9 protein-coding genes are annotated in these 11728 nt (G+C 71.2%); 7 read left to right on the plus strand and 2 right to left on the minus strand.

The window, feature by feature from the left end:
- Positions 1-35 precede the first annotated feature (35 nt).
- The 5 genes from J7E89_RS29980 to J7E89_RS30000 are packed head-to-tail and all read left to right on the plus strand — an operon-like array spanning position 36 to position 8080.
- Positions 36-1112, plus strand: coding sequence for a pyridoxal-phosphate dependent enzyme (locus tag J7E89_RS29980; protein ID WP_251061289.1), 1077 nt, complete (start codon positions 36-38; stop codon positions 1110-1112).
- Positions 1112-2584, plus strand: coding sequence for an argininosuccinate lyase (gene argH / locus J7E89_RS29985; protein WP_214977610.1), 1473 nt, complete (start codon positions 1112-1114; stop codon positions 2582-2584). The genes J7E89_RS29980 and argH overlap by 1 nt, the downstream gene beginning before the upstream one ends.
- Entirely contained in the window at positions 2581-3924 is a 1344-nt protein-coding gene (locus J7E89_RS29990; RefSeq protein WP_214977611.1) for an ATP-grasp domain-containing protein, read from the plus strand. The genes argH and J7E89_RS29990 overlap by 4 nt, the downstream gene beginning before the upstream one ends.
- Positions 3917-7156, plus strand: coding sequence for an amino acid adenylation domain-containing protein (locus J7E89_RS29995; RefSeq protein WP_214977612.1), 3240 nt, complete (start codon positions 3917-3919; stop codon positions 7154-7156). The genes J7E89_RS29990 and J7E89_RS29995 overlap by 8 nt, the downstream gene beginning before the upstream one ends.
- Positions 7157-7210: 54 nt before the next feature.
- The gene (locus tag J7E89_RS30000; protein ID WP_308315643.1) at positions 7211-8080 is read left to right on the plus strand and encodes a kinase; all 870 of its coding nucleotides are present in this window, start codon (positions 7211-7213) and stop codon (positions 8078-8080) included.
- Positions 8081-8156: 76 nt separating this feature from the next.
- On the opposite strand, the gene J7E89_RS30005 is transcribed toward J7E89_RS30000, so the two are convergent.
- Positions 8157-9095 carry a TauD/TfdA family dioxygenase gene (locus tag J7E89_RS30005; protein WP_214977613.1) on the minus strand — a complete coding sequence of 313 codons (939 nt, stop codon included), beginning with the start codon at positions 9093-9095 and terminating at the stop codon, positions 8157-8159.
- A gap of 432 nt (positions 9096-9527) precedes the next feature.
- Between J7E89_RS30005 and J7E89_RS30010 the strand changes: the two genes are divergently transcribed.
- Positions 9528-10211, plus strand: coding sequence for an FkbM family methyltransferase (locus J7E89_RS30010; RefSeq protein ID WP_308315644.1), 684 nt, complete (start codon positions 9528-9530; stop codon positions 10209-10211).
- Positions 10212-10227: 16 nt separating this feature from the next.
- On the plus strand, positions 10228-11385 hold the full coding sequence (locus tag J7E89_RS30015) for a glycosyltransferase family 4 protein (protein WP_214977614.1): 1158 nt from the start codon (positions 10228-10230) through the stop codon (positions 11383-11385).
- A 51-nt stretch (positions 11386-11436) separates the two neighbouring features.
- On the opposite strand, the gene J7E89_RS30020 is transcribed toward J7E89_RS30015, so the two are convergent.
- A complete protein-coding gene (locus J7E89_RS30020; RefSeq protein WP_214977615.1) occupies positions 11437-11727 on the minus strand; it encodes a cold-shock protein in 291 nt (96 codons plus the stop codon).
- Position 11728 lies beyond the last annotated feature (1 nt).

An 11728-nucleotide genomic window follows, 5' to 3' on the forward strand; every position in this document is an offset into this window, starting at 1 on the left:
TGTTGTTGTCCGCCCCGAACCCCAGGAGCTCCACCATGCCGGTGACCACTCGGACGTACCACTCGATCACCGAGGCGCAGATGATGCCGCGCCTGATCCGCCTCGGCCCCAACCTGTACGGTGCGGCCTTCACCCTGATGAAGCTGCTGCCCGCCACCTACATCCTCCAGCGCGCCGATGAGCGCGGTGAGCTGGGCCCCGGCACCGTGATCGTGGAGACGACGTCCGGTACCTTCGGGCTGGCCCTGGCGATGCAGGCGGCGCTGCTGAAACGCGAGCTCATCCTCGTCAGCGATCCTGCCATCGACGCGAACCTGTACCGGCGACTGACCGACCTCGGCGCCAAGGTCGAGATCTGCCCGGAGCCCGCTCCGGTCGGCGGATTCCAGGAGGCGCGGCTGCGCAGGCTCGCCGAGATCCGAGCCGAGCTGCCCGACACCTTCTGCCCCGAGCAGTACAGCAACCCCGACAACCCGCGCTCGTACTCAGTGGTCGCGGAGCAACTCTCCCAGGCCCTCGGCACGGTCGACTGCGTCGTCGGCCCGGTCGGTTCCGGCGGCTCCATGTGCGGCACTGTGCGCGGCCTTCGCGAGCGTAGTGACCACACCCTTGCCATCGGCGTCGACAGTCACCGCAGCGTCCTGTTCGGCCAGCCCGACGGTGAGCGCCCGCTGCGCGGCATCGGCAACAGCCTGTGGCCCGCCAACCTCGACCACAGCGTCTTCGACGAGGTCCACTGGTGCTCGGCCGGCGAGGCCTACGCCCAGGCCCGCGACCTGCACGCCCGGCATGCCCTCTTCCAGGGGCCCACGAGCGGCGCCGCGTACCTGGTCGCCCGGTGGTGGGCGGAGCGCCACCCCGACCAGCAGTGCGTCGTCATGCTCCCCGACGAGGGCTACCGCTACCAGGCAACGGTGTACGACGACGCGTGGCTCGCCGACAACGGTCATCTGCTCGCGGAAGCCGGCAAGCCGGTCGAGCCCGTGACCGTCGACGGACCCGATCAGGCCGACGACAGCTGGACCCGCCTCGCCTGGGGCCGCCGCTCCTACGACGAGGTACGGGGCACCGTGCCCCGCTTCTCCACCTCTTCCGCCGAGCGGACCCTGTGATGACGGGCACCGGGCGGCTCACCCGCATCCTGGGCCCGCGCACCCGCCGCGTCGTCTACGGCGAACCCGGCCCCGACGAGATCCGCCGCGAGCTGGAGCTCACCAGCACCGTCGACCTCGCGCACGTCGTGATGCTGACCGAGGCCGGGCTGCTCCCCGCGCCCGCGGCCGCCGCACTCCTCGCACAGATCAAAAGCCTGCGCGCGAACGGCTTCCGGGAGCTGTACGGCCTCGACGCGCCCCGTGGCCTCTACCTCATGTACGAGGGCCACCTGGTGGCCGAACTGGGAACGGACATCGGCGGAAAGCTGCACACCGGGCGCTCCCGCAACGACATCAAGGCGACCATCACGTCGATCAGGCTGCGCGGCGAGCTGACCGACCTGCTGGGCGACCTCCTGCGCCTCCAGGCCGCGCTGCTGTCCCGCGCCCGGGTTCACCGCGACGTCGTCATGCCCGTCTACACCCACTTCCAGCCCGCGATGCCCATTGGCTACGGCTACTACCTCGCCGGCCTCGCGACCGCGCTCGACCGCGACATCGCCGCCCTGCGGCACGCCGTCGACGAGCTGCGTCGCTGTCCGCTGGGCGCGGGCGCCGTGGCGGGCACCGACCTGCCCATCGAACCGGCGCGCACCGCCGCCCTGCTGGGCTTCACCGAGCCGCCGCTGCACGCCACCGACGCGGTGGCCGCTCGCGACACCGTGCTGCGCGCGCTCGCGGCGGTCGCCTCGGCCGGACTGACCCTCAGCCGCCTCGCCACCGACCTCCAGCTGTGGAGCACCCAGGAGTTCGGCTTCATCGAGTTCCCCGAGCGGCTCGTCGGCGGCAGCTCGGCCATGCCGCAGAAGCGCAACGCCTTCCTGCTCGAACACGTCAAGGGGAAGGCCGCGGTCGCCGTCGGCGCCTGGACGGCGTCGGCGTCCGCCATGAAGTCGACGCCTTTCACGAACTCCATCGAGGTCGGCACGGAAGCGGTCGCCGTGGCCTGGCCCGCGTTCGCCGCCGTACACGACTCCGTGCTGCTCGCACAGGTCCTCGTCACCGGGGCCCGGCCGGACGCCGCGCGCATGGAACAGCGCGCGAGGGAAAGCTTCGTGACCGCGACGGTGATCGCCAACCGGCTGGTCGCCCAGGGCGTGCCGTTCCGTACCGCGCACCATGTCGTGGGCGCCGCCGTCCGGGAGGCCGTCGAGGCCGGGGACACCGAACTGACCAAAATCACGCTGCCGGACGGTGTGCTGACGGACATGGGCGCCGAACTCCCCTCCCTGCGCGACGTGGTCGCCGCCCACAACCGGGGTGGGGGCCCCGGCGAGTGCGACAGGGTGGTGAGCGTCCTGCGACAGGCTCTCGCCGCCCACAGCGACTGGCTCACCGCCCACCGGACCCGCGTACGCGAAGCGGGCCGGGAGCTGGACGCGGCGGTCGACGCCGTCGTGGCACAACACGGAACTGGAGGCACCGCGTGAGCGGGGCAACACGCACAGAGGCGAGCGGGACAGGGCCCGGCAGGCCCTGGTTGGCGTTTCTCGAAAGCAACACCACTGGCACCGGGCGGGAGTTCTGCGCCGCCGCGCGGGCGCGCGGGTTTCGCCCCGTGCTGCTGACACGGGACCCGGGCCGTTATCCGTACGTCTCCCAGGACGGCGTCGCCACCCGGGTGCTGGACACCGGCGACCTGTCGGCCGTCCTCGACGCCTGCGCCGCGCTCGTCGCCGACGGAGGCCTCGCCGGAGTCGTGTCGAGCTCCGAGTACTTCGTGTCGGCGGCCGCCCACGCGGCCGCGAAGCTCGCACTGCCGGCCGCTGACGGTGACGCCGTCGCCCGCTGCCGCGACAAGGAAGCCCAGCGCCTGGCACTGGAAACCGGCGGGGTGCCGGTGCCCGCGTTCGTGGCCGTCGACGACGTGGAGAAGGCGGTACGGGCAGCCGACGCGATCGGCCATCCCGTCGTGCTCAAACCCGTGAGCGGGTCCGGTTCCGTCGGCGTACGGCTGTGCCGCGACCCGGACGAAACCCGGTCGTGGGCGGGCGAACTGCTCGGCCGGGCGACCGACGAGCGTGGAAACCCCCTGCCGACGCGGATCCTGGTCGAAGCGGCCGTCACCGGGCCGGAGTTCTCGGTCGAGACGTTCGACGGCGCCGTCGTCGCCGTCGTCGCCAAACACCTCGGACCGCAGCCGTACTTCGTGGAGACCGGGCACGACGTACCCGCGCCCGTGCCGCACGCGACCGCCGCCGCGCTCGGTGACACCGCGCTGAGGGCCCTGTCCGCGCTCGGCCTCGGCTGGGGCGCCGCCCACACCGAACTGCGCATGTCCGCCGACGGCCCCGTCGTCATCGAGGTCAACCCGCGCCTCGCGGGCGGCATGATCCCCGTCGCCGTACGCGCCGCCACCGGCGTCGACCTCGTCGACGCGGTCATCGCACGGGCGGCCGGCCAGACCCCCGCGCCCGCCGCGTCCGGCGCCGGACACGCCGCCGTTCGCTTTGTCCGGGCGGAGAAGGAGGGCCGGATCGCGGCCGTCGACGGGGTGCAGGCCGCCGCGGCGGCCCCCGGAGTCGTGGCCGCGACGGCCGGCACGGCCGCGGGCCGGACCGTCCGCATCACGCACTCGTTCCAGGACCGCCTGGGCTGCGTGGTCGCCACCGGCCCCGACGCGGACCGGGCGGTGCGGCGGGCCGAGGCCGCCACACGGCTCATCAGCGTCCGCCTGGAGAACCCGGCGACGCCGGAGGAACCGCGTATCCCCGACACATCGCACGCACGCACGCACGGACTGGACAAGGAGTCGGGCGCCAATGAATGACGACACGAAGAAGCAGGCGTTTACGGGGATCCCCCGGTGGACCGCGCCGTCCGGCGGCGAGCAGGGCGCCGGCCTGCACCGCACGGTGCTCTCCCCGGACCTCACGGGTGAGCTGGAGCGTACCGCCACCGAACTCGCCACCACGCTGCCCGCCCTGCTGATCGCCGCGCACGCGCGCGTCCTGGCGAGCGTCGCCTCCGAACGTGACCTCCTCTTCGGCTACGTACCGCAGCCGGGCCGGAGCGAATCCCCGCTGCGGCTGTACGTCGCCGACTCCACCTGGGCCGGCCTGGTCGGCGCCGCCGCCGAGGCCGCGGCCACCGGGCACCACGCCGAATCCCGTCCCGAAGTGGTGCTCGACCTGGCGCGGCTCGCTGCGGACGCCGACGCCCCGGGCGATTCGCCGGGCGACTTGCCGGGCGACGGCGTCGTACTGCGTGTCGCCTGGGAACGCGAGGGCGACGGGCTGGCGCTGCGCGTCCTGTACGACCGGGGCGCGCTCGACGCGACGTACGCCGAGCGGCTCGCCGGATACCACCTCACGGCGCTGCGCCTCCTCGTGGCCGGTCCGGGGGAGCGGCACGACCGGCAGAGCCTGCTGTCCGAGGCGGAGGTCGACACGCAGCTCTACGGGCTCGCCGGGCCCCGGGCCGCACTGCCGGACCAGACCTTCGTCGACCTGTTCCAGGAGCGGGTCCGCACCGCCCCCGACGCCATAGCCGCCCGGCACGGCGCACAGCGGTGGACGTACGCGGAACTCGACGCGCGCGCCAACCGCGTCGCGCACGCGCTCCTCGCCGCGGGCGCGGGCACCGAGGACGTGGTCGCCGTCGTCATGGACCGCACCCTCGACTGGATCGCAGCCGCGATCGGCGTCTTCAAGGCGGGCGGTGTCTACCTCCCGGTGCGCCCCGACTTCCCCGCCGACCGCGTCGCCGCCCAGTTCGACCGGAGCGGCTGTGCGTTCGCGCTCACCGAACCGGGCAGCGACAAGCTCGTCGAGGACGCACGCGCCGCGGTCACCGCGCCGCCCGTCGTCCTGTCCGTCCCGGCGATCCATGCCGCGGGCGGCCCCGCCGTGCCGCCCGCCGTGGCGGTGGCTCCGGGGCAGGCGGCGTACATCTACTTCACCTCGGGCTCCACCGGCGCCCCCAAGGGCGCCCTGTGCGAGCACGTGGGTTTCCTCAACCACCTCTACATGAAGATCGAGGACCTGGGGATGGGGGAAGGGCCCGACGAGGTCGTCACGCAGACCGCCTCCCAGTGCTTCGACATCTCCCTGTGGCAGTTCGCCGCACCGCTCCTGGTGGGCGGCACCGTCCGGATCGTCGACACGGACGCGCTCCTGGACGTCGCCGGCTTCATCGACGAGATCGTCGACGGGCGTGTCACGGTGGCTCAGATCGTCCCCTCGTACCTGGAAGTCATGCTCACGCACCTGGAGCAGCACCCCCGCGACCTCGGCGTGCTGCGGATCGTGTCGGTGACCGGTGAGGCACTCAAGTACGAGCTCGTGCAGCGCTGGTTCGCCGCTTTCCCGGGCATCAAGCTGTCCAATGCCTACGGTGCGACCGAGGTGTCCGACGACACCATGCACGAGATCCTCGATGCCGTGCCCGAGCGTGACTTCGTGACGGTCGGACGCTCCCTGCGCAACGTCAACACGTACATCCTGGACGAGAACCTGGATCTCGTACCGCTCGGCTCGGTCGGCGAAATCGCCTTCTCCGGAGTGTGCGTGGGCCGCGGCTACATCAACGACGAGGAGCGCACCCGCGAGGCGTTCGTGGCCGACCCGTTCCGGGCGGACACCCGGATGTACCGTACGGGCGACTACGGGCGCTGGCTGCCCGAGGGCCGCATCGAGTACCGGGGGCGCCGCGACGAGCAGGTCAAGATCCGCGGATTCCGCATCGAGATCGGCGAGATCGAGAACAAGCTCCTGTCCATGGAGGGCATCCGGGAGGCCGCGGTCGTCATCGACGGCGCCACCGGGGAACAGCGCAACCTCGTAGCGTTCTTCAGCAGCGCCGGCACGGTCCCCGCCGAGCAGGTCCGCGACTTCCTCGCGGCGCTCGTTCCCGACTACATGATGCCCACCTACTTCCACCAGCTGGAGCGCCTCCCGCTCACCGAGAACCTCAAGGTCGACAAGAAGGGCCTGGCACGTCTCGCGGGCACGCTGGGCCACGGAGGCGCCACCTACGCCGCGCCCATCACCGACTCCGAGCGGCGGCTCGCCATGCTCTGGGCGGAGGTCCTCGGCGTACCCCTCGAACGGATCGGGCGGGCCGACAGCTTCTTCGAGCTCGGCGGCACCTCCCTCGCCGCGGTGCGCCTCCTGGTCCGCCTCGACCGGGCTCTCTCACTCAAGGACCTGGTCGCCCATCCGGTCCTCGCCGACCTCGCGGCCGCGCTCGACGAGCGTGGCCGCGGCGAGGCACAGGACGCGGCGGCCGGGCTGCTCCAGCCGCTGTCCTCCGTACGCACCCCGCACCACACGCTCGTCTGCTTCCCCTACGCGGGCGGCAACGCCGTCAACTTCCGCTCGCTGGCGGCGGAGCTGGCGCGCGACGGCATCGCCGTACTCGGCGTGGAACTGCCCGGGCACGACTTCGTCGACGACACCGAGGCCATGGAGGACGTACCCGCCGTCGCCCGCCGGGTGCGCGACGAGATCGCCGAGGTTATCTCCACGCCCGTCCTGCTGTGGGGCCACTGCGCCGGCGCCGCGGCCGCCCTGGAGACGGCCCGACTCCTGGAGGAGGCCAAAACCCCCGCGGAACGTGTGTTCATCGGCGCCCTCCTGCTGGACGACACCGAGACCCTGCGCGCGGAGATGGCCGAGGTGTCCGACGCCGACAACAACGCCCTGCTCGGCCGGCTGCGCGCCGACAACGCCTACGTCGAACTCGACGCCCTCAAGCCGGAGCGCGCCGACGTGGTGGGACGCGCGTACCGGCACGACGTCCTCACGTCGAACACTCACCTCCTGCGGATTCACGAGGACGCCGCGCCCCACCGGGTCGAGTCCCCGGTCGACGTCGTCCTCGCACGGGACGACGCCTCCACAGAGCGGTTCGGTGAGGGATACGGAGACTGGAAGGCCGTGTCCGACCGGGTCACCGTCCACGAGCTGGAGCAGGGCGGTCATTATTTCGTCAGTACGCGGCCGGCGGACACCGCGGACCTGGTGCGGGCCGCTTGCCCGCGGCCGAAGCGACAGGACTAGGCAGGCCACGTGACCATGTTCCGGACACTCGCTGCACGGCCGGACTACCGACGCGTGGCCGCCACCGGGGTCAGTGCGGCTTTCGGTACGTTCGGGGAGCTGCTCCAGGGGGTGCTGCCCGAGGACGACGGCAACTTCCTGGTGACGCTGCCCGTCGCCCGCTGGGCCATGGCGCGCTTCGAAGTCCACCCGGAAAGCAGCGAGTTGCTGGTCTGGCCACCCCACAAAAAGAAGGCTCTGCGGCTCACTTCCATGATTCTTCAGGACGTGGGGCGGCCGGCGGGAGGCGCCCTGAAGATCGACAGCATGCTGCCCGAAGGCAAGGGCCTCGCCAGCTCGTCCGCCGACCTGGTGGCCACGGCCCGGGCGGTGGCCAACGCTCTGGACGAGCCCATGCCGGCGCGCCGTATCGAGTCCTACCTCGCCCAGATCGAGCCGACCGACGGCGTGCTGTACCCGTCGGTTGTCGCGTACCACCACCGCAGCGTCCGACTGCGGGCCTGTCTGGGCTCACTGCCCTCGATGGCGGTGGTCAGTGTCGACGAGGGCGGCGAGGTCGACACGGTGAAGTTCAACAACATCCCCAAGCCGTTCACCGTCGACGACAAGCGGGAATACGCGCGCCTGCTCGACCGCATCACCCACGCGGTGCGCCGCCGCGACCTGGCCGAGGTCGGCAGGGTCGCGACGGCCAGCGCCTGGATGAACCAAACCCTGCGCCACAAATGGTCGTTGCAGGCCATGACCGCCATCTGCGAATCGGTCGGTGGTCTCGGCGTGGTCGTGGGACACAGCGGCACCACCCTCGGCGTCCTTCTGGACACCAGGCTCCCGGACTGCCCCAGCCAGCTGGCGGCCGCGGCGCAGGCATGCCAGGAGCTCGCCGGCAACGTCACGGTCTACCGCACACTCAGCTTCGACTGAGGCCAAACCCTTTCTCGTACGAGAGGTGGCGCACCCGGCACCGGGATGCGCCACCTCTCGCGTACGGCTCGAAAGCTCAGAGGCGCAGCGGTTCGCCCAGGCCCACGACGATCTCCCGCGCGCCCCGGTAGGGCTCGCGGCTGTGCGCCGTACGGATGTTGTCGACGACCAGGAGGTCGCCGCGCTGCCACGGTTCGCGCACCGTGTGCCGCTCGTACACCTCGTTGATGTGGTCGACGGTCTTCCGGTCGAGGGGCGAACCGTCACCGAAGAAGGTGTTGAACGGAAGGCATTCGGAGCCGAACTCGTGAGTGAGGAACTCCCGCACCTCGGGGTCCATCGTCCATTCGTTGAGGAACGCGATCTGGTTGAACCAGCAGCGGTCACCGGAGTCAGGATGTGCCACGACGGCGGCGCGGGTCTGCGTGGTGACCAGGCCGTCGTCCCCCTGCCAGGATGCCTCCAGGCCATTGTTCTCGCAGTAACGCTCCACCTCCGAGCGGTCCTTGGTGCCGAAGGCGTTCTGCCAGGCGGTGCCGACCAGCGGGTTGTAACTCCGGGTCAGACGCCAGCCGTGCCGCTCGAAGCGTTCAACGAGATCCGCCGGCAGATCGCGCAGGACGGCGCGCGCGTCCGCGACGGCAGTGACGCCTCCGGCCACTGGCGGCGTGACACAGGCGAACGCGAGCAGTCGGGGGACCTCGGTGACGTAACTCAGCTCGTGGTGCATGCACATGGGCTGGTCGGCGGGCCAGTGCGACGACGAGTACACACCGCCGCCGTAACTGTCGCGCGGCGCGAACGCCTCGCGCTCGGCCATGCCGTCCACGATGACCGCACGCACGGCGGCGACGGCCGCGGCGCGGTCACCGATCGGCAGGCCGCGCACGAGGACGGCACCGTGGGCCGCCACCGAGTCCCGGATCCGGGTGCGGTGTTCGCTGATCCAGGACGCGGCGTCGGGGCAGGGGCCGGCATCCAGGCGGGCGAGGAGGCCCGTGAGCTGCTCGGACATAGAGATCTCCGTGTCTCGTGGGGAGAAGGGGCGTCGGCGGCGGCAGCGGTCGAACGAGCCATCTGCGCCCAGCATTTGATTTTCTCCGAGCACGCACAGGGCGTCCATCCCCACGCCTGTGCACACATTTCCGGTGCCATGTACGCATCTGGATGACCCCAGAGTTGTACATCCCGGGGAGGAGATGGGGCAGTGGCATCACCTTGGAGGGTGAGCCGGATCCAAGCTCAGCGGCTGATGTGATTGAACACGGTCACACGTAACCTCGATCTTCGGCGCTGGTCGCCGTTGAAAGGTGAAAGGTCAGCGATGAGCTACGAGTTACCCCCACAGGGGCTGATACGTCCTGCGTCCGCCGGTCGCAGGTATGCGGGGCTGCGTGTGACGTCGGTGGCGCTCGCACTGCGCTGGGGGTCGCAACGATGGCCTTTCGTGGAGGACGAGGTGGCGGGCCTGCGGCCGTTCGTACGCCCGGGCGCCGTCTGCCTCGACATCGGCGCCGAATACGGCCTCTACACCTGGGTCCTGTCCACGCTGGCCGGACCGTCCGGAGCGGTGCACAGTGTCGAACCGCTGCACGGCCCCGCGAAGTGGCTCAGCACCGCGGCCACGGTGCTCGGCTGCGACAACGTCACCGTGCACCGAACGGCCCTCGGCGAGCGGGAGTACCGGGGCACGATGAGTCTGCCCCGGCGCCGACTGCTTCCCGTACACGGGCGCGCCTATCTCACCGAGGGCACTTCGGGGCCCGGCCCCAACGTCGAATTCCCCAGTTCCAGCCCGGTGGACACCCCGGTACGGACAGTGGACGGCCTGTGCCGTCGCATGGGGCTGGACAGGGTCGATTTCATCAAGGCCGATGTCGAAGGGGCGGAGGCAGCCGTTCTGTCGGGTGCTCAGAGCACCCTGCTGCGCCACCGGCCCACTCTCCTGCTGGAGATCGAGGACCGCCACCTCGCGAAGTACGACGAGAAGTCGACCGACCTCGTTCGCCGGCTGAACGAGCTCGAATACGACATGTACCGCTGGCGGAACCGTGGTTGGGAGCGCGTGGCGGACGTCACTGACGACTGCCGCAACTACCTCTTCACAGCCCGGCCGATTCCATCCAGCTGAAGGAACTGACACCCCCATGGGTTCCACTCTTGTCATAACCAACGACTTCCCGCCCCGTCAGGGCGGGATCGAGACGTTCGTGCACGCGATGGCCACGCGGATGCCGGACGACGACGTCGTTGTCTACACCTCGCGCGAGCCCGGTGACACCGCCTACGACGCGACACTGCCGTTCCCTGTCGTACGGGACTCCAGCGGCATGCTGCTGCCGACCGCCCGGGTCACCCGCAAGGCCATCGAGATAGCCAGGGCCCACGGATGCGACCGGGTCTGGTTCGGGGCCGCCGCGCCACTGGCACTGATGGCGCCGGCCCTGCGCCGCAGTGGCGTACGCCGCATGGTGGCGACCACCCACGGTCACGAGATCTGGTGGGCCAGGACACCCGGTGCGCGTCAGCTGATGCGCCGGATAGGCAGTGGCGTCGACGTCGTCACCTACCTCGGCCAGTACACGCGCGCCCGGATAGAGCCCGCGCTCGGTCCGCGTGCGCGGATGAGCCGCCTGGTGCCCGGTGTCGACGCCGAGGTGTACCGGCCGGGAGCGGACGAGGGAGCCGTCGCCCGTCTGCGGGCCGAACTGGGCCTCGACGGCAAGCGCGTGATCCTCTCGGTGTCCAGGCTGGTCCCGCGCAAAGGGCAGGACACGCTGATCCGCGCCATGCCCCTGGTCCAGCAAGAGGTTCCCGACGCGGTGCTGCTGGTGGTCGGTCAGGGCCCCAACGAAGCCCGGCTGCGCAAGCTGGCCCGGCGTCACGCCGAGGGCTCCGTGCGGTTCGTGGGCGGCCTGTCGCACGTCGAGACACCGCCCTATTACGCCGCGGCGGATGTGTTCGCCATGCCGTGCCGGTCGCGGAAGGCCGGTCTGGAGGCGGAAGGGCTCGGGATCGTCTTCCTGGAGGCAGCGGCGAGCGGCCTGCCGGTTGTCGTCGGCAGGTCGGGTGGCGCCCCGGACACCGTGCTCGACGGCCGTACGGGCCGGGTCGTGGACGGCACCGACCCCGCCGCGACAGCCGACGCGCTCACCCGGATACTGCTCGATCCCGACCGCGCCGACATGGGTGCCGCGGCCCGTCGGTGGGCCATGGAATCCTGGTCCTGGGACGCGTCGGCACGCCATTTGACACACCTTCTGACGCCCGAGCACGTCCCGGTGGCCACGCGGTGCGAGGAGTAGCAACGGGGCGGCGGCTGTCACTCCTCGGACCGCTCCACCGGGCGCTGTCTGTCAGCTCTCGGTCCAGCCACGACTCTTGGCGAACCCCGCGAGCCCGCCGCGGATCTGCAGGATCTGCTCACCGGTGAGCGAGGGCGCTGCCTGGAGCAGGACCTCGGTCACCTCACCGATGAACTCTGCGGCGCCGAGCACATCACACAGGGAGTCGTCACTGTCCACCTGCCGGGGCACGGCGGCCGCAGAGGCCGCCGGAGCGGGCCTCGGTGGCGTCAGCGGCGTGCCGTCCGCGCCCTCGGCGAGCCGGACGGACGACGCCTTCAGCCCTCGGTCCCCGTCCTCCACC

Source organism: Streptomyces sp. ISL-100 (assembly GCF_018614615.1).
GTDB lineage: Bacteria > Actinomycetota > Actinomycetes > Streptomycetales > Streptomycetaceae > Streptomyces.